General features: G+C 68.7%; 16 protein-coding genes. 6 read left to right on the forward strand and 10 right to left on the reverse strand.

Annotation, left to right across the window (positions count from 1 at the left end):
• The first annotated feature begins 39 nt into the window (after positions 1–39).
• Positions 40–1545 (forward strand): arabinosylfuranosidase ArfA, encoded by a 1506-nt coding sequence (arfA, locus tag OG746_RS28900; protein WP_266719963.1) that lies wholly within the window; start codon positions 40–42, stop codon positions 1543–1545.
• Positions 1546–1617: 72 nt separating this feature from the next.
• On the opposite strand, the gene OG746_RS28905 is transcribed toward arfA, so the two are convergent.
• Positions 1618–2562, reverse strand: coding sequence for a sulfite exporter TauE/SafE family protein (locus OG746_RS28905; RefSeq protein WP_266719965.1), 945 nt, complete (start codon positions 2560–2562; stop codon positions 1618–1620).
• Positions 2563–2695: 133 nt separating this feature from the next.
• Between OG746_RS28905 and OG746_RS28910 the strand changes: the two genes are divergently transcribed.
• On the forward strand, positions 2696–3160 hold the full coding sequence (locus tag OG746_RS28910; RefSeq protein WP_266719967.1) for an RrF2 family transcriptional regulator: 465 nt from the start codon (positions 2696–2698) through the stop codon (positions 3158–3160).
• 42 nt (positions 3161–3202) lie between these two features.
• Here OG746_RS28910 and OG746_RS28915 read toward each other — a convergent pair whose 3' ends face one another.
• On the reverse strand, positions 3203–4420 hold the full coding sequence (locus OG746_RS28915) for a pyridoxal phosphate-dependent aminotransferase (protein WP_266719969.1): 1218 nt from the start codon (positions 4418–4420) through the stop codon (positions 3203–3205).
• Between the two features lie 299 nt (positions 4421–4719).
• Here OG746_RS28915 and OG746_RS28920 point away from each other — a divergent pair, with 299 nt between their 5' ends.
• Entirely contained in the window at positions 4720–5649 is a 930-nt protein-coding gene (locus OG746_RS28920) for an arabinan endo-1,5-alpha-L-arabinosidase (protein ID WP_266725492.1), read from the forward strand.
• A 67-nt stretch (positions 5650–5716) separates the two neighbouring features.
• Here OG746_RS28920 and OG746_RS28925 read toward each other — a convergent pair whose 3' ends face one another.
• From OG746_RS28925 to OG746_RS28955, 7 genes are all read right to left on the reverse strand, one after another.
• The gene (locus tag OG746_RS28925; protein ID WP_266719971.1) at positions 5717–6889 is read right to left on the reverse strand and encodes an aldose epimerase family protein; all 1173 of its coding nucleotides are present in this window, start codon (positions 6887–6889) and stop codon (positions 5717–5719) included.
• Between the two features lie 54 nt (positions 6890–6943).
• Entirely contained in the window at positions 6944–8194 is a 1251-nt protein-coding gene (gene mmsB / locus OG746_RS28930; protein WP_266719973.1) for a multiple monosaccharide ABC transporter permease, read from the reverse strand.
• Positions 8191–9741, reverse strand: a complete 1551-nt coding sequence (gene mmsA, locus OG746_RS28935) for a multiple monosaccharide ABC transporter ATP-binding protein (RefSeq protein ID WP_266719975.1) — start codon at positions 9739–9741, stop codon at positions 8191–8193. Before mmsA ends, mmsB begins: the two co-directional genes overlap by 4 nt.
• A gap of 30 nt (positions 9742–9771) precedes the next feature.
• Positions 9772–10887 carry a multiple monosaccharide ABC transporter substrate-binding protein gene (chvE, locus tag OG746_RS28940; RefSeq protein WP_524540486.1) on the reverse strand — a complete coding sequence of 372 codons (1116 nt, stop codon included), beginning with the start codon at positions 10885–10887 and terminating at the stop codon, positions 9772–9774.
• A gap of 137 nt (positions 10888–11024) precedes the next feature.
• Positions 11025–11981 carry a hypothetical protein gene (locus OG746_RS28945; RefSeq protein WP_266719977.1) on the reverse strand — a complete coding sequence of 319 codons (957 nt, stop codon included), beginning with the start codon at positions 11979–11981 and terminating at the stop codon, positions 11025–11027.
• Positions 11982–12168: 187 nt separating this feature from the next.
• Complete coding sequence (locus OG746_RS28950; protein ID WP_266719979.1) at positions 12169–13176, reverse strand: zinc-dependent alcohol dehydrogenase; 1008 nt, start codon at positions 13174–13176, stop codon at positions 12169–12171.
• The gene (locus tag OG746_RS28955; protein ID WP_266719981.1) at positions 13173–14330 is read right to left on the reverse strand and encodes a mandelate racemase/muconate lactonizing enzyme family protein; all 1158 of its coding nucleotides are present in this window, start codon (positions 14328–14330) and stop codon (positions 13173–13175) included. Before OG746_RS28955 ends, OG746_RS28950 begins: the two co-directional genes overlap by 4 nt.
• Positions 14331–14533: 203 nt before the next feature.
• Between OG746_RS28955 and OG746_RS28960 the strand changes: the two genes are divergently transcribed.
• Positions 14534–15169 (forward strand): SCO2400 family protein, encoded by a 636-nt coding sequence (locus OG746_RS28960; RefSeq protein WP_266719983.1) that lies wholly within the window; start codon positions 14534–14536, stop codon positions 15167–15169.
• A 28-nt stretch (positions 15170–15197) separates the two neighbouring features.
• Here the strand turns inward: OG746_RS28960 and OG746_RS28965 are convergent, their stop codons facing one another.
• Entirely contained in the window at positions 15198–15647 is a 450-nt protein-coding gene (locus tag OG746_RS28965; RefSeq protein ID WP_266719985.1) for a MarR family winged helix-turn-helix transcriptional regulator, read from the reverse strand.
• A gap of 125 nt (positions 15648–15772) precedes the next feature.
• Between OG746_RS28965 and OG746_RS28970 the strand changes: the two genes are divergently transcribed.
• Together OG746_RS28970 and OG746_RS28975 are read left to right on the forward strand one after the other, a co-directional pair.
• Entirely contained in the window at positions 15773–16798 is a 1026-nt protein-coding gene (locus OG746_RS28970) for an NADP-dependent oxidoreductase (RefSeq protein WP_266719987.1), read from the forward strand.
• Positions 16799–16928: 130 nt separating this feature from the next.
• Complete coding sequence (locus OG746_RS28975) at positions 16929–17351, forward strand: organic hydroperoxide resistance protein (protein WP_266719989.1); 423 nt, start codon at positions 16929–16931, stop codon at positions 17349–17351.
• The last annotated feature ends 29 nt before the right edge of the window (positions 17352–17380 follow it).

Here is a 17380-nt window from a genome sequence, read left to right on the forward strand (position 1 = left end):
CGGCACCTGAAGATCAACCAGTTCGTCGAAAGGAACACCTTGCGCACCGCACGCTTCACTCTCGACCCCGCCTTCACCGTCGCCCAGGTCAACCCCCGGCTCTTCGGCTCGTTCGTGGAGCACCTCGGCCGCTGCGTCTACACCGGCATCTACGAGCCGGGGCACGAGCACGCGGACGAGGCGGGCCTGCGCACCGATGTCCTGGAGCTGGTACGCGAGTTGGGCGTGACGACCATCCGCTACCCCGGCGGCAACTTCGTCTCCGGCTACAAGTGGGAGGACTCGGTCGGCCCTGTCGAGGACCGCCCGGCCCGCCTCGACCTGGCCTGGCGCACCACGGAGCCGAACCGCTTCGGCCTGTCCGAGTACATCGGTTTCCTCCGCAAGCTCGGCCCGCAGGCGGAGCCGATGATGGCGCTCAACCTGGGCACGCGCGGCGTCGCCGAGGCGATCGAACTCCAGGAGTACGCGAATCATCCCGCCGGCACCGCCCTCTCCGACCTCCGCGTCGAGCACGGCGACAAGGACCCCTTCGGCATCCGCCTGTGGTGCCTCGGCAACGAGATGGACGGCCCCTGGCAGACCGGCCACAAGACGGCCGAGGAGTACGGGCGGATCGCGGCGGAGACGGCGCGCGCGATGCGCCAGATCGACCCGGACGTGGAGCTGGTCGCGTGCGGCAGCTCGGGCCAGTCGATGCCGACGTTCGCCGAATGGGAGGCGAAGGTCCTCGCCGAGACATACGACCTCGTCGACCACATATCACTCCATGCCTACTACCAGGAGCACGACGGCGACCGGGACTCCTTCCTCGCCTCCGCGGTCGACATGGAGTCGTTCATCGAGAACGTGGTGGCGACCTGCGACCACGTGGGCGCGCGCCTCAAGTCGTCGAAGAAGATCAACCTCTCCTTCGACGAGTGGAACGTCTGGTACCAGACGCGCTCCCAGTCCGAGGTCGCGGCCCTCGACTGGCCGGAGGCCCCGCGCCTCCTGGAGGACGTCTACACGGTGACGGACGCGGTCGTCTTCGGCTCGCTCCTCATCGCGCTCCTGCGCCACGCGGACCGCGTCACGGTGGCGTGCCTCGCCCAGCTGGTCAACGTCATCGCCCCGATCATGACCGAGCCGGGCGGGCCGGCCTGGCGGCAGACGACGTTCTACCCGTTCGCGGCGGCCTCGAAGTACGGCCGCGGCGAGGTCCTCGACGTCCGCGTCTCGGGCCCCACCCACGACACGCGGCGCCACGGCACGGCCGACCTCCTGCACGCCACGGCGGTCCGCGCCGAGGACGGCACGCTCACCGTCTTCGCGGTGAACCGCAGCCAGACGGAGACGCTGCCCCTGGAAGTCGCCCTGAACGGCCTCGACCTCACACGCATCGTCGAGCACACCGTCCTCTCCGACGCCGACCCGGAGGCCCGCAACACCCTCACGGAGCCGGACCGGGTGGTACCGCACGCGGCGACGGGAACGGTCCTGGAGGACGGCACCCTCAAGGCGGACCTGGAACCGCTGTCGTGGAACGTGATCCGGTTGGCGTGACCGGAAGAACGGACTGTGACGCGGAACCACGATATTTCCGTGGTTCCGCGTCACAGTCCTGCGCTTGCGCGACTACACCCTGGAGCCCGCCTCCGATGCGGCCTTCTCTGCGTCGGGTGCGGGCGCCGGTGCCGACGAGCCCGCCACCACCAGAGAGCGCCGCCGCCCCCGCAGCGTGACCGTCACGCCCACCGCCGCGAACGCCGCGCACACCAGCAGCAGCGGCGTTCCCGACACGCCCCACATCGCCAGGCCCGATCCCGCCAGGAGTGTCACCAGGGCCCAGCGCAGGGCCGGGCCGGAGATGCGGGTGGAGAGGAGTGCGCCGGCCACGACGCCCGGGATCGCGCCGATCAGCAGCGTGCCCGCCATGCCGAAGGCGACGTCGCCGAAGATCACGTGGCCGAGGGCCGCCGCCGCGACCACCGGGATGGCCTGCACGAGGTCCGTGCCGACCAGGTGGTTCGCCTTCAGGCGCGGGTGCGCCAGCATCAGCATCACGATGATCAGCGAGCCGGAGCCGACGGACGTCATGCCGACGATGAAGCCGCCGATCAGGCCGATGGTGAGGGTGGCCAGCGGGCGGACTGCCACGTGTGCGTCCTCGGCCTCGGCGGAGCCCGTGCCGCGCCGCGCGTCCAGCCACATCCGGGCCAGCATGCCCACGACCGCCAGGACGAGCGCGCCGCCGATGACGTACTTCACGCGCTCCTGAAGCTGATCTCCGTCACCGAGGAGCTGGAGGGCTAGTGCGCCGAGGACCGCCGCCGGCATCGCCGTCGGCAGCAGCCAGCGCACGATGTCCCAGCGCACGGTTCCCGCCCGCTGGTGCACCGCCGCTCCGAAGGGCTTCATGAAGACGGAGGTGGCCAGGTCGCTGCCGATCGCCGCCGTCGGATTGACGCCGAACAGCATCACCATGATCGGTGTCATCAGCGCGCCGCCGCCCATGCCGGTGAGGCCCACTGCCACACCGACGAGCGCACCCGCGACGACTATCGCCCATGAGAAATCCATGGTCGCGACTGTACGCACCATCCCTATGGGAAAGGTAGGGAAGATCTGTGTATCCCAGATGCTGGAAGATCCGCGGAGGACTCAAGCAAGATCCACCGCACCGCGCGCCGCGAACGTCCACCACAATGAGCGCATGAGGATCTCCGCCCGCGCCGACTACGCCGTACGTGCCTGCCTGGAAATCACCGTTCATGCCGAGGGGGACGGTGTCCCGATCAAGGCAGAGGCCGTCGCCGCGGCGCAGGAGATTCCGCACAAGTTCCTGGAGGGGATCCTCAGCGATCTGCGGCGCGGCTGCATCGTCGTGAGCAAGCGGGGTGGGAACGGGGGGTATCTGCTGGCCCGGCCTGCTGACGAGATCACCGTTGCCGATGTCGTACGTGCCGTGGAGGGGCCCATCGTTTCCGTGCGGGGTGAACGGCCGAACGCGCTCAGTTACACCGGACCCGCCGAACCGCTGCTCCCGCTGTGGGTGGCGCTGCGGGCCAACGTGCGCAAGATCCTGGAGGGCGTCACGCTCGCCGACCTCGCGCACGACCGGCTGCCGGATCCGGTGAAGGAGCTGGCCGAGGACCCCGCCGCCTGGCGCAATCCCTGAGGCTTCCTGAGCTCCCTGAGGCCCCCTGATGCTCCCTGAGGTTCACGTTCCCGTGGTCCGGATGAGGCGGTCGACCGCCGCCGTGCCCGAGCTGTAGGTGGTCCCTCCGATCAGCTCGGGCACGGCGACTCCGTTCCCGCTCCCCATGAGCGACTCCAGGCCGGCCACCAGGCGCAGGACGTCCGGTTGGGGTCGCACCACGAGGCGCAGGAAGCTGCTGGACGATCCGATCTTGTTGCCGCACTCGCGCACCAGGACGCCGTGCTCGGCGAGCAGCCGGTCGCGGACCGCCACGCCGTCGACGCCGTCCGGCAGGCGCACGTAGAGGAAGTTGCCCTGCGAGGGGTAGACGGTGAGCGGGCGCAGGCGTGCCAGGTGCCAGCGCATCTCCTGGCGGTCGCGGGTCACCTGGCGGAGGCTGTCGGCGTACTCCTGGCGGTGCTCGCGGAGCATGAAGACGACCGTCTCCGCGAAGGAGTTGAGGTTCCATTTGGGGAGCGCCGTGCGGACCCGGCCGGCGAGTCCCGGGTTCGCGACCAGGTAGCCGAAGCGCACCCCGTGCAGGCCGAAGTTCTTGCCGAGGCTGCGCAGCACGATCACGTTCGGGCGGAGTACCGCCTCCTGTACGAGGCTGGGGTCCTGCCCGCCGTCGGCGTCGGCGAAGTCGAGGAACGACTCGTCGATGACGATCAGGTCGAGGTGGCGCAGCTCGTCGATGAGGGTGAGCAGAGACCGGCGGGTGAGCAGGCCGCCGTCGGGGTTGTTCGGGTTGCAGACGACGGCGACCCGCGAGCCGCGCGCGTGGATGAACTCCGCGTACGCGGCCGGGTCGAGCGCGAACCCGTCGCGCTCGGGCAGCGGGAACATGTCGACCCGCTTGCCCGTCTCCATGGGCTGGTCCGTCCACCGGCCGAACGTCGGCACCGGCACGGCGAGGGACTCGCGGACCAGCAAGTGGTCGATCCAGGTGATGAGTTCGGTCGAGCCGTTGCCCATCGCCACGGTCGCCGGGTTGAGGCCGAGGACCTGGCACAGCTCGGCGGTGATGTGCTCGGCGCTGCTGGGGTAGTACGTCAGGATCTCGTGCAGCCGGCCGCGCAGCGCGTCCAGCATCGCGGGGGTGGGGAAGTAGGGGTTGCAGGGGATGCAGAAGTCGACGACCCCGCCGCTGTCGCCGCCCGCCCCGGCCCGCGTCAGCTGGCCGTAGGACGGGGAGTGGGCCGTCGAGCCCTGGAACAGCGAGACGACGCTTCCGCTCATCACATGCCTCCCATCGGCCGGGTGGGTGTTCGGGCATGAGTACGGGGGTGTGGCGGGCGGTGTTCAGCGCGTGGGGCGAATGTGACGTGCGTGACGCGGCAATCCCGCTGAGTGTGTGAAGCGGCAACCCCGCTGAGTGCGTGACGCGGTAATCCCCGCCCCGCCCCCGGCAACCCCCGCCCCGCCCGCGGCGACTCACCGGTATGAAGGATGAAACCCCCACGCGAAGAGTGCGCGTCCGCCGTCACGCCCTGCGCAAGCGCCGCCTGATCCCGGTGCTCGCCGCGTCCGCCGCCGTCATGACCGCCTACGCCCTCGTCCCCGCCAGCGCGCAGGCCGCCTACCCCGGCTCGGGCGTGCTCACCGGCGATGTGTCGGTGCACGACCCGTCGATGGTCAAGACGTCGAGCGGCTACGTCGTCTACTCCACGCACAACGGCGTCGAGGCCCGCACCTCCACCGACCGCACGGCGTTCAAGCGCGCGGGCGCCGCCTTCACGACGCTCCCGTCGTGGTGGTCGACGTACAACCCCGACAAGGACGTGTGGGCGCCCGACGTCTCGTACCACGGCGGCAAGTACCTGATGTACTACGCCGTTTCGACCTTCGGTTCGACGCACTCGGCGATCGGCTTCGCGTCCTCGCCGAGCGGACAGCCGGGCACCTGGACCGACCACGGCGTCGTGCACGCCACGACCACGTCCTCCGGGTACAACGCCATCGACCCGAACCTCTTCGTGGACGACGACGGCAAGTGGTGGCTGTCGTTCGGGAGTTGGTCGTCCGGCATCAAGATGATCAGGCTCGACCCGTCGACGGGCAAGCAGTACGCCGCCGACAAGGCGGTGCGGTCACTGGCCGCGCGCCCGAGCGGCACCAAGGCCGTCGAGGGCCCCGCGGTCGTCAAGCACGGCGCGTACTACTACCTCTTCGCCTCGTACGACACCTGCTGTGCCGGCACCTCGTCCACGTACAAGATCAAGGTGGGCAGGGCGAGTTCGCCCACGGGGCCCTACGTCGACAAGAACGGCGTACGCATGACGGAGAACGGCGGCACCGAGGTGCTCGCCACGCACGACAAGTACATCGGGCCCGGCGGCCAGTCCGTGCTCTCCGACTCCGACGGCGATCTGCTCGTCTACCACTACTACGACGGGACGGACGGCGGGACGCCCAAGATGGGCGTCAACCTGCTGAACTGGGGGAGTGGTTGGCCCGTCGCGTACTGAGCCGGACCGGGCATGCGAGTGGCCGGGACCCCGCAGGGCCCCGGCCACTTACATGCTCGGACCGTCGTCAGACGCCGAAGGAGTGCACCGTCGTCGTCCGGTACTTCTCACCCGGACGCAGCACCGTCGACGGGAACTTCGGCTGGTTCGGGGAGTCCGGGAAGTGCTGGGTCTCCAGGGCCAGGCCGTCGCCCTGCCGGTAGGTGCGACCCGACTGGCCGACGAGCGTGCCGTCGAGGAAGTTGCCCGAGTAGAACTGCAGGCCCGGCTGGTCCGTGGCGATCTTCAGGCTGCGGCCGGAGGCCGGATCGCGCAGCGTCGCCACGAGGACCGGCTTCGCGGTGATGCCCTTGTCCAGGGCCCAGTTGTGGTCGAAGCCCTTGGCGAGGATCTGCTGCGGGTGGGCGTCGCGGATGTCGCGGCCGATGGGCTTCGCCTTGCGGAAGTCGAACGGGGTGCCCGCGACCTTCGCCAGCTCACCGGTCGGGATGAGCCCCGCGTCGGTGGGCGTGTAGCGGGAGGCGGCCAGCGTCAGCTCGTGGTCGTAGATCGTGCCGCTGCCCTCGCCCGCGAGGTTGTAGTACGTGTGGTTGGTGAGGTTCACGACGGTCGCCTTGTCCGTCGTCGCCTCGTAGTCGATGCGCCAGTCGCCGCGCGCCGTCAGCGTGTACGTGACGGTCGTCTTCAGCGTGCCGGGGTAGCCCATCTCGCCGTCGACGGACGTGTAGTGCATGTGCAGGCCGACGTCGGAGCCGGAGGTGAAGGGCTCGATGTCCCACACCCGCGTGTTGAAGCCCTTGGCGCCGCCGTGCAGCGAGTTGTCGCCGTCGTTCACGGAGACCTGGTACGCCTTGCCGTCCAGGGTGAACTTCCCCTTGGCGATGCGGTTTCCGTAGCGGCCGATGGTGGCGCCGAAGAACGTGGTGCCCGCCACGTACTCCTCGACGGTGTCGTAGCCGAGGGAGACGTTCACGTACCGGCCGTGCCGGTCCGGGAGTTCGAGCGACTGGACGATGCCGCCGTAGTTCAGGACCTTCAGGCGCGTGCCGCCGTTCTCCAGCGACCAGCGGTAGATCTTCGTGCCGTCGGCGAGCTTGCCGAAGGACTCCTTCACGGGCTTCCTGCCTCCCGACGCGTTCGCGGAGGTGCTCCCCGACGCGTGTGCCGTGCCGCCGAGCGCGGTGGCTGCGACACCGGCCGCCGCGGCGGATGCCATGACCGTACGTCTGCTCAGTTCCATCTGTGCGGCTCCTGAAAGTGAGTAACGAACCGGACTTACTACGAACCGGACTTACTACGAACCGGACTTGCGCTTGTTCCACACGTCGAAGCCGACCGCGGCGAGCAGGGCCAGACCCTTGATCACCGACTGCCAGTCGGAGCCGACGCCGAGCAGGTTCATGCCGTTGTTCAGCACGCCGAGGACGAGACCGCCGATGATCGCGCCGAGGATGGTGCCGACGCCGCCGCTCATCGACGCGCCACCGATGAACGACGCGGCGATCGCCTCGAGTTCGAAGTTGAGCCCCGCCTTCGGCGAGGCCGCGTTCAGCCGGGCGGCGACGACCAGACCCGCCAGGGCCGCGAGCACGCCCATGTTCAGGAAGACATAGAAGGTGACCTTCTTGTCCTTCACGCCGGAGAGCTTCGCCGCCGGCAGATTGCCGCCGATCGCGTAGATGTGCCGGCCGAAGATCGAGTTGCGCATCACATAGCCGTAGCCGACCACCAGGACGCCGAGGACGATCAGGACGATCGGGGTGCCCTTGTAGCTGGAGAGCAGCAGCGTCACGACCGCGATCGCCGCGACGATCGCGATCAGCTTCAGTATGAACAGGTTGAACGGGACGACGTCCAGGGAGAATTCGCGCTGCCGGCGCCGGTCGCGCATCTCCTGCCAGACCACCGCGGCGGCGAGCAGGACGCCGAGCAGCAGGGTGAGGTTGTGGTAGTTGGTGTTCGGTCCTACCGCGGGCAGGAAGCCGTTGCCGAGATCCTGCAGGCCGTCGGGGAACGGGCCGAGCGTCTGCCCCTTGAGCAGGATCTCGGTGAGCCCGCGCCACACCAGCATGCCGGCCAGGGTCACGATGAACGACGGTATGCCGCCGAACGCGATGAGCCAGCCCTGAATCGAACCGGCGATGCCGCCCATCACCAGGCAGAGGATCATGGCGACGGGCCAGGAGATGTCGTGACTGACCGTGAGGACCGCCGCCATCGAGCCGACGAACGCCGTCAACGAGCCGACGGACAGGTCGATATGGCCCGCGATGATGACCAGCATCATGCCGATCGCGAGGATCAGGATGTAGCTGTTCTGCAGCACCAGGTTGGAGACGTTGCGCGGCAGGATCAGGTCGCCGTCGGTCCACACGGCGAAGACGGCGACCAGCAGACCGAGCGCGATCAGCATCCCGTACTGGCGCATATTGCGGCGCATGCCGTCGACGACGAGCTGGAGCAGGCCGCCCCCGGCCGCCCCGCCCTCCTTGCGCGGCGGCGGTGGCGCGTCCGCCGGGACCTTGCTCGTGACGTTCGTGCTCATCGTGCTACCTCTTTGTCCTTCGTCATCAGGCGCATCAGCGATTCCTGCGTCGCCTCGGCGCGCGGCACCTCGCCGGTCAGGCGGCCCGCGGCCATCGTGTAGATGCGGTCGCACATGCCGAGCAGCTCGGGCAGCTCGGAGGAGATGAAGACGACCGCCTTGCCCTCGGCGGCCAGCTTGTCGATGACCGTGTAGATCTCGTACTTGGCGCCGACATCGATGCCACGCGTCGGCTCGTCGAGAATCAGCACATCGGGCCCGGCGAAGATCCACTTGCTGAGGACGACCTTCTGCTGGTTGCCGCCCGACAGCTTGCCCGCCGGCTCGAACACCGTGGGGGCCTTGATGTTCATCGACTTGCGGTAGCCCTCGGCGACCTGCCGCTCCTCGTGCTCGTCGACGATCCCGCGCTTGGCGACCTTGTCCAGGGCGCTCATCGTGATGTTGCGGCCGATGGTGTCGATCAGGTTGAGCCCGTAGTGCTTGCGGTCCTCGGTGACATACGCGATCCCGTGGCCGACGGCGTCGGAGACGTGCCTGGTCCGGATCTCCTTGCCGTCCTTCAGGACCACTCCACCCGCATACCTGCCGTACGTACGCCCGAAGACGTTCATCGCCAGCTCGGTGCGGCCCGCGCCCATCAGACCCGCGATGCCGACGATCTCGCCGCGGCGCACGCTGAGCGAGACGTCGTCGACGACCTTGCGCTCACGGTCGAGGGGGTGGTGCACCGTCCAGTTGCGGATCTCCATGGCGGGCGCCGCGCCCGCCTCCGGCTGGTGCGGGGTGCGCTCGGGGAAGCGGTTGTCCAGGTCGCGGCCGACCATGCCGGAGATGATCCGGTCCTCGGTGGTCTCCGGGGCCCGCACATCGAGGGTCTCGACGGTGCGCCCGTCGCGCAGGATCGTCACCGAGTCGGCGACCTTGCGGATCTCGTTCAGCTTGTGCGAGATGATGATCGAGGTGATGCCCTGATCCTTCAGCTCCAGGATCAGATCGAGGAGCGTGTCGGAGTCCTCGTCGTTCAGGGAGGCCGTCGGCTCGTCCAGGATGAGCAGCTTCACCTCCTTGGCGAGCGCCTTGGCGATCTCCACGAGCTGCTGCTTGCCCACCCCGATGTCCGCGATGCGGGTGTTGGGGTTCTCGTTCAGGCCCACCCGGCGCAGCTGGCGCGTCGCGTGTCCGAGGGTCTCGTGCCAGTTGATGAAGCCGCGGCTCGCGTGCTCGTTGCCGAGGAACATGTTCTCGGCGATCGACAGGAACGGCACGAGCGCCAGCTCCTGGTGGATGATGACGATGCCGCGCGCCTCACTGGCGTTGATGTCCTTGAACTCGCAGTGTTCTCCCTCGAAGAGGATGTCCCCTTCGTAACTTCCGTGCGAGTGGACGCCGGAGAGCACCTTCATGAGGGTGGACTTTCCGGCGCCGTTCTCCCCGCAGATGGCGTGGACCTCGCCGGGGCGGACGCTCAGGGAGACGTCCGACAGCGCCTTGACGCCGGGAAAGGTCTTGACGATCGAGCGCATTTCCAGGACGGGTCCCGCCATGGTCGTGCCCTTCTCTGAGGCGTGGACGGTCTACTTCAGGCCCAGGTCGGACTTGGTGTAGTAACCGCTGTCGATCAGCGTCTTCTGGTAGTTGGTCTTGTCGACGCTGACCGGGGTCAGCAGGTACGAGGGGACGACCTTGGCGCCGTTGTCGTACGTCTTGGTGTCGTTGACCTTCGGCTTCTTGTCGTTGAGCACGTCGTCGACCATGTCCACCGAGACCTCGGCGAGCTTGCGGGTGTCCTTGTAGACGGTCGAGAACTGCTGGCCCGCGATGATCGACTTCACGGAGGCGACCTCGGCGTCCTGCCCGGAGACCACCGGCAACGGCTTCGCCTTCGTGCCGTAGTCGTCGGACTTCAGCGCCGACAGGATGCCGATGGAGATGCCGTCGTACGGCGAGAGCACCGCGTCGACCTTCTCGCTCTTGTACGTGGAGGTGAGGATGTCGTCCATGCGCTTCTGCGCGGTGGCGCCGTCCCAGCGCAGCGTCGTGACCTGGTTGAGCTTGGTCTGCCCCGACTTGACGACCAGCTGCTTCTTGTCGATGTACGGCTTGAGCACCGACATCGCGCCGTTGAAGAAGTACTTGGTGTTGTTGTCGTCGTTGGAACCGGCGAACAGCTCCAGGTTGAACGGGCCCTTCTTGCCGCTGTCGAGGCCCAGCTTCTTGACGATGGCGCCGGCCTGAAGCTGGCCGACCTTCTCGTTGTCGAACGTCGCGTAGTAGTCGACGTTCTTCGAGTCCAGGATCAGGCGGTCGTACGCGATCACCGGAATGTTCGCGTCCTTCGCCTCCTGCAGCACGTTGGTCAGCGACTTGTTGTCGATGGAGGCGACGATCAGCGCCGAGACGCCCTGGGTGATCATGTTCTCGATCTGCGAGACCTGCTGGTCGGGGTCGTCCTCACCGAACGCCAGCTTGGTCTTGTAGCCCTTCGCCTTCAGCGACTTGACCACGTTGTTGCCGTCGGCGATCCACCGCTCGGAGGACTTGGTCGGCATCGCGATGCCGACGGTGGAGCCCTTCGCGCTCTTCTTCTCGTCCTTGCTTCCGCCTTCTCCGCTCTGGCCGCACGCGGACAGGGTGAGCGCGAGGGAGGCTGAGGCGGCTATCGCGGTGAGAACGGCTCGACGGTTTCGCATGGTCATCATCCTTGATGTGTGAGTGCACAAATGCGGGCGGTGCGAAGTCCCTTGCGCGGAGCGCGGGTTGAACGAGTGCAGATGCGTTGGATTCTGCGCGGCCCTGTCCAGTTCTGGGAAGTTCCGTGCCCGGAAAGTTATTGGCCCGTGTCGAACCGGCTCAGCGCTCCCGGCAGCCGCGAGCCCAGCGGCGACATCCCGCCGGCGGCCCCGTGCCGCTCCAGCAGGTCGAGCGCGAGCCGGCCCCGGCGCACCCGCTCGCGGGCGGTGTCCAGGGTGACGTCGCGCAGCTGAGCGCCGTACGGATAGATGGCCGGCGCCTTGGCGAGACCGAACTTCAGGTACAACGGGGCGCCGCGGCGCACCAGTTCGGCGATCTCGTACATCCGGACGTAGCCGCCGAGGTCGTCGGGCGCCTCGACGTACATGTCCATGGGCGCGCCGGAGACCCGCCGAATCTCGGTGAGATGCGCGAGCGTCAGATCACTCGGCACATTCAACGAGTCGGCCCCGAGCCGCTCGTACACGGCGTACGCGGCCGGGTTCACGGGCCCGACGAGCGCGGACACCTTGAGCGTGGTGTCGGCGGGGATGATCCCCTGGCTACGCGCCCGGTGCAGCGTCCACAGCACGCCTTCGTCGGCGACGAGCAGGCACTTCACGCCCAACTCCGTTGCCCGCACGGCGTCCTCGACGCATCCGGCGACGGCGTCGTGCCCACGGGCGCGCAACCCCGCGCCGCCCGAGTCGGTCCGCACGGAGGCGCCGGTGTCCCAGGTGCCGCGCGGCCCGGTGAACAGGCAGAGCTCGATGTCCCTTTCGGCGGTCGCCTCGACCATCTCCTGGATCTCGGTGTCCCGCAGCATCCAGATGCCGCTGCCCTGGCTGATCCGGTGAATGGGCACGTCGAGCCGCGAGGACTCCTTGAGCACGGTGGCGACGGCCTCCGGCCCTTCGACCGACGGAATCTCGGTACGCCAGGTACCACCGTCGGGGAAGGTGTGGGCCGAGGCGTCGGCGAGCTGGTGATCGGGGCCGCTGAGCCCGAGATCGGAGAGAGCGGGTTCGCCGGGTCGGCGGGGTGTGTCGGTCACGGTGTTCCTTTACGAGTACGAGTCGTTCGACATTTCGGACGAGGTTTGGTCGTCTCCAGCCCCGCCGGCGTTTGAGGCGCGGGGTCCGGGGCGGAGCCCCGAGACCTCAACCACGGGGCGCGGAGCGCCGTTTCGGGAAGGGGTGGGATTGGGGAAGAAGGCCCGCCGCAGGCGCAGCCGCCCACGGCTAGGGCCGCAACAACACCTTGCCGACCGTAGGGTCCCCCGCCCCGACCCACTCGATCGCCTCGGCAAACCGCTCCAACGGCACCTGATGCGTCACCAGCGGCAACGGATCGAGCAACCCCGCCCCGAACATCCGCACCGCATGCCCCCACGCATCCGCCGCAGCCCCGAACACGGTCCGCACCTCCAACTGCCGCACCACAAGATCCGTCGGATCAAGCCCCTGCGCCGCCCCGGCCGCCGGAATCCCGGTGAGCACGAGCCGCCCGCCCCGCCGCAGCAACGACGCGGCCGTACGCGCGGCCGAGGCGGACCCGGCAGTCTCGATGACCACGTCGAGATCGTCCGGCAGCACATCCGTACGCAGCCGGAAATCGGTGCCGCCGAACTTCCTTGCCAGAGCCTCCCGTTCGCCCCGCGTCCCGACCACCACCAGCTCCGCCGGCGAGGCCGCCGCGAGGAACTGCACGGCGAACATCCCGAGCGTCCCGGTCCCGACCACCCCGACCCGCTCCCCGGGCCTCGCCTCCGCCTTGATCGCGGCGGCGGCGATGCATGCGGCGGGTTCGAGCAGCGCCGCGGCGGTGAGATCGGCGTCGTCGGGCAGCACATGCAGCAGCCGCGCGGGAAGCGTCAACGTCGTTGCCATGGCGCCCGGTTGGGTGAACCCGGTCTCCTCGTACCCGTCGGTGCACAGCGTCGTCTCACCGGCATGGCACCGCGCGCACACCTGGCAGTTGCGGAACCCCTCGCCGACGACCTTCCGCCCGGCCAGGGACCCCGGCACCCCGTCGCCCACCGCGTCGACCACGCCGGACCACTCGTGCCCCGGCGTCAGCGGGTAACGCACGTACCCCTCGGGCCTGTTGCCCTGGTACACCTCGCGGTCGCTGCCGCAGATCCCGACGGCGTGCACCCGCACCCGCGCCTCGCCGGGGCCGGGCGCCGCGGGCTCGTGCGGCACGACCCGGTGCTTGCCCGGCGCCTCGACGACGACGGCGGAGCTCACGACGCCGCCTTCGGGTCGCGCTTCTCCCAGCCCTCGGCCCACAGGTCGAACCGGGCCTGCTGCTGCGGGAATTCGGCCGCCGCGTCGACATCGAGCTCGACGCCGAGACCCGGCTCGTGGGACAGCTCGAAGTAGCCGTCGACGACCTTCGGCGCGCCCTTCACGACCTTCTTGATCTCGGCGTCCGCGAAGTCGTTGAAGTGCTCGAGAATCTTGAAGTTGGGAGTGGAGAAACCCACCTGAAGAGAAGCGGCAGTCAGTACAGGCCCGCCCACATTGTGCGGAGCGACCAGCATGTAGTGCGTCTCCGCGGTGGCGGCCAGCTTCCGCGTCTCCCAGATGCCGCCGATGTGGCCGACGTCCGGCTGCAGAATGTCGACGGCCTGGCTCTCGAAGAGCTCCCGGAACTCGATCCGGTCGTGGATCCGCTCACCGGTCGCCACCGGCATCTCCACCTTCGCGGCCACCTTCTCCAGCGCCTTGAGGTTCTCCGGCGGCACCGGCTCCTCCAGCCACGCCGGGTTGAACGGAGCCAGGTCGCGGGCGAGCCGGATCGCCGTGGCGGGGGAGAACCGCCCGTGCATCTCCAGCATCAGCTCGGCCTCGGGACCGATGGCGTCGCGCACGGCCTCGATCAACGAGACGGCGTACAGGGACTGTTCGTGGTCGAGCTCGAAGTGCCCGGTGCCGAACGGGTCGATCTTCAGCGCTTTGTACCCGCGCTCCATGACCGTCTGCGCGGCCTTGTGGTAGGCCTCCGGCGTGCGCTCGGTGGTGTACCAGCCGTTCGCGTACGCCTTGACCTTGTCGGTCACCTTGCCGCCGAGCAGCTGCCACACCGGCACGCCTAGGGCCTTGCCCTTGATGTCCCAGCAGGCCATCTCGATCACGGCGATGCCGGACATGACGATCTCGCCGGCCCGGCCGTAGTCGCCGTACTTCATCCTCCGTACGAGGTCCTCGACGGCGAACGGATCGGAGCCGACAATGTGGTTGGCCTGGGCCTCGTGCAAGTAGCCGACGAGTGCGTCGGTGTGGCCCAGCATCCGGGTCTCGCCGACACCGGTGAGTCCTTCGTCGGTGTGCACCTGTACGTAGGTCAGGTTCCGCCACGGAGTCCCGACCACGTGCGTGCTGATTCCCGTGATCCGCAAGGCAGTTGCCCCCTGTGCTGTTCGAAATTTCGTCACACGTTCGAAATGCTGGCGAGACAGTAAGTCGGCCTCAGGGGGCTGTCAATGGGTCTGGACCGGTCTGCGAGTGATCAGTGGCCGGTCGATCGGCGTCGCGTTCCGTGCAGAAGTTTCACAGGACAGGCTTTTTCTCTCACGGGCCCCGCGCCTAGCCTCCATTGCTCATGGACGACTACTGCCATCCGTGCCGCAGACATCTCAACGGGGCCCTGGCCTGCCCGGGGTGCGGCACCCCGGAAGAGGCCGTGCGCGCCTACGGAGAGTCAATCGCCGCACAGGAAGCGGCAGTTGAAGGGGAAGACGCGCACGAGGGGATACCCGCCCGGATCCGCTCCCACCGCCTGTCGCGCTCCCGGCGGCGCGGCCGCACCCTCCTCGCCGCCGCGGGCCTCGCGCTCGCCGTGGGCGGCACCGGATTCGGCGTCGTCGAACTCGGCGGGGAGCCCTCCGGCGACGGCGCCACCACTCAGGCGGCACCGGACACGTCCGCAGCCCCTACGAAGGACACCGACGCGACGTCTCCGTCCGCCACGGCCGGGCGCACCACCCCACCCGCGTCCCGCGCCTCCCGTACGTCGTCGGCCCCCGCCTCGGCGCCGCCGGAGCGCACCCGGACCTCGGGCCCTGTGGACGCCGATGCGACCCACCGGGCGTCGCGCCCCGCCCCGACCACGTCCGAACCCCGCACCTCCGCGAGCTCCCGCCCGACGCCCTCACCCTCCCGTTCGGCCTCCGCCACGGCCACGGCGGAGCCGAGCCCTTCGGAGTCGTGCGAGCGCTTCCTGTGGTGGTGTACGTAGAGCCGGACGGTGTGTGGTGCCGGTGGGCTCAGACCGCCCCGACGTCCGTCCCGAGCATCCGCCGCAACATGTCCCGGAACGCCACCCGCTCCTCCTGCGACAGTCCGGCCAGCGGCTCCCGCGCGAAGTCGAGCGACTCACGCAGGGCCCGCGCGATCCGCCGCCCCTCCGCGGTGGCGGCGGCCACCTTCACCCGGCGGTCGCCCGGCGAGGGCTGCCGCTCCACGAGATCGCGGGCCTCCAGCCGGTCCACGATCCCCGTCACGTTCGACGGCTCGCACTTCAGCCGCTGCGCCACCTGCCGCATCGGCAGCGGTCCGAGGGACAGCAGCCCGAGCACCCGCGCCTGCGCCCCGGTGAGCCCGTGCCGCGAGGCGGCCTCCTCGTACTCCTGGTGGTAGCGCGCGACAATCTCCCCGATCAGCTCGACGACCTCGAGCGTGAGGGGGTCCGTGCGGGGGGAACTCGTTGCGGCCATACGCACCAGCGTACCCAGTTGCTTGACATCATGAAATATTCAGGAGCATTGTTGTTTCAGGTACTGAAGTATTTTTTGCATGCTTCGGCCCACGTGCTTCCGCCCCCTCGACAAAGGATCAGCGCATGACCGCCGACACCCCCCAGATCCCCGCCACCGGCCGCGAGTGGGTCCTGACCAGCCGTCCTGTCGGCTGGCCGAAGCCCGAGGACTTCGAGCTGCGCGAGGCCCCGGTGGCCGAGCCGGGCCCCGGCCAGGTCCTGGTCAAGAACCTGTACGTCTCGGTGGACCCGTACATGCGCGGCCGGATGAGCGCCGCGAAGTCGTACGTGGCCCCGTACGAGCTGGGCAAGGCCATGCAGGGCGGCGCCGTCGGCGTCGTGCTGGCCTCGAACGACGAGGGCGTGTCCGTCGGCGACCACGTGCTGCACTTCTTCGGCTGGCGCGAGTACGCGACGTTCGACGCGAAGCAAGCCGTGAAGGTCGACCCGGACGCCGCGCCCCTGTCCACGTACCTCGGTGTCCTCGGCATGACGGGCCTCACCGCCTACGCGGGCCTGCTGCGCACGCTGGACTTCAAGGAGGGCGACAGCGTCTTCGTCTCCGGCGCGGCCGGTGCGGTCGGCGGCCAGGTCGGTCAGATCGCCAAGCTCAAGGGCGCCTCGCGGGTCATCGGCTCGGCCGGCTCGGACGAGAAGGTCAAGCTGCTCATCGAGGAGTACGGCTTCGACGCCGCCTTCAACTACAAGACGGGCGACGTGCACACCCTCCTGAAGGAGGCCGCTCCCGACGGTGTCGACGTCTACTTCGACAACGTCGGCGGTGACCACCTCGAGGCCGCCATCGCGCGCCTGAACCGCGACGGTCGCATCGCCATCTGCGGCGCGATCTCCGTCTACAACGCCACCGAGCCGGCTCCCGGCCCGCGCAACCTCTCCCGCCTCATCCAGACCCGCGGCCGCATCGAGGGCTTCCTCGTCGGTGACCACTACGACCTGCAGCCGCAGTTCGTGCAGGAGGTCGGCGCGTGGGTCCGCTCCGGCGAGCTGAAGTACCGCGAGACGTTCGTCGAGGGCATCGAGAACAACCTGGAGGCGTTCCTCGGGGTACTGCGCGGCGACAACACGGGCAAGATGGTCGTCAAGCTCTGACGTTCCGCGTTCTTGCCGAGTGGCCCTCGTCCTCTGTGACGGGGGCCACTTTCGTTCCTCCGCGCATTCGATACGCTGCTTCCATCTAACGGATGAAACTTTCCGCATTCTGGAACCAGGGAGTACGACCATGGCCATCACGCAGTCCGACGTCGTCTACACCGCCACCGCCACCGCGGAGAACGGCCGCGACGGCCGCGTCTCCACCAGCGACGGCAAGCTCGACCTCGTCGTCAACCCGCCCAAGGAGCAGGGCGGCTCCGGTGAGGGCACCAACCCCGAGCAGCTCTTCGCGGCCGGCTACAGCGCCTGCTTCCAGGGCGCGCTCGCCGTCGTCGCCCGCCAGGAGGGCGCGGACGTGTCCGGCTCGACCGTCACGGCCAACGTCGGCATCGGCAAGAACGACGACGGCTTCGGCATCATCGTCGAGATCGCCGCGGCGATCCCGAACGTGGACGCGGCCACCGCCAAGTCCCTGATCGAGAAGGCCCACCAGGTCTGCCCGTACTCCAAGGCGACCCGCGGCAACATCACGGTCACGCTCACCGTCTGAGCCTGATCGGCCGGTCTTTTCTGTGGGCC

Origin of the sequence: Streptomyces sp. NBC_01016 (genome assembly GCF_026341035.1) — a bacterium.
Taxonomy (GTDB): domain Bacteria; phylum Actinomycetota; class Actinomycetes; order Streptomycetales; family Streptomycetaceae; genus Streptomyces.

What these genes read in the sequence shown, in the direction of transcription:
- OG746_RS28960 (WP_266719983.1), top strand. Translation starts at nt 14,534, where the DNA reads ATGGACGACTACTGCCATCCGTGCCGCAGACATCTCAACGGGGCCCTG.
- OG746_RS28970 (WP_266719987.1), top strand. Translation starts at nt 15,773, where the DNA reads ATGACCGCCGACACCCCCCAGATCCCCGCCACCGGCCGCGAGTGGGTC.
- OG746_RS28925 (WP_266719971.1), bottom strand. Translation starts at nt 6,889, where the DNA reads ATGGAACTGAGCAGACGTACGGTCATGGCATCCGCCGCGGCGGCCGGT.
- mmsA (WP_266719975.1), bottom strand. Translation starts at nt 9,741, where the DNA reads ATGGCGGGACCCGTCCTGGAAATGCGCTCGATCGTCAAGACCTTTCCC.
- OG746_RS28920 (WP_266725492.1), top strand. Translation starts at nt 4,720, where the DNA reads ATGACCGCCTACGCCCTCGTCCCCGCCAGCGCGCAGGCCGCCTACCCC.
- chvE (WP_524540486.1), bottom strand. Translation starts at nt 10,887, where the DNA reads ATGCGAAACCGTCGAGCCGTTCTCACCGCGATAGCCGCCTCAGCCTCC.
- OG746_RS28975 (WP_266719989.1), top strand. Translation starts at nt 16,929, where the DNA reads ATGGCCATCACGCAGTCCGACGTCGTCTACACCGCCACCGCCACCGCG.
- OG746_RS28965 (WP_266719985.1), bottom strand. Translation starts at nt 15,647, where the DNA reads ATGGCCGCAACGAGTTCCCCCCGCACGGACCCCCTCACGCTCGAGGTC.
- OG746_RS28910 (WP_266719967.1), top strand. Translation starts at nt 2,696, where the DNA reads ATGAGGATCTCCGCCCGCGCCGACTACGCCGTACGTGCCTGCCTGGAA.
- OG746_RS28905 (WP_266719965.1), bottom strand. Translation starts at nt 2,562, where the DNA reads ATGGATTTCTCATGGGCGATAGTCGTCGCGGGTGCGCTCGTCGGTGTG.
- mmsB (WP_266719973.1), bottom strand. Translation starts at nt 8,194, where the DNA reads ATGAGCACGAACGTCACGAGCAAGGTCCCGGCGGACGCGCCACCGCCG.
- OG746_RS28915 (WP_266719969.1), bottom strand. Translation starts at nt 4,420, where the DNA reads ATGAGCGGAAGCGTCGTCTCGCTGTTCCAGGGCTCGACGGCCCACTCC.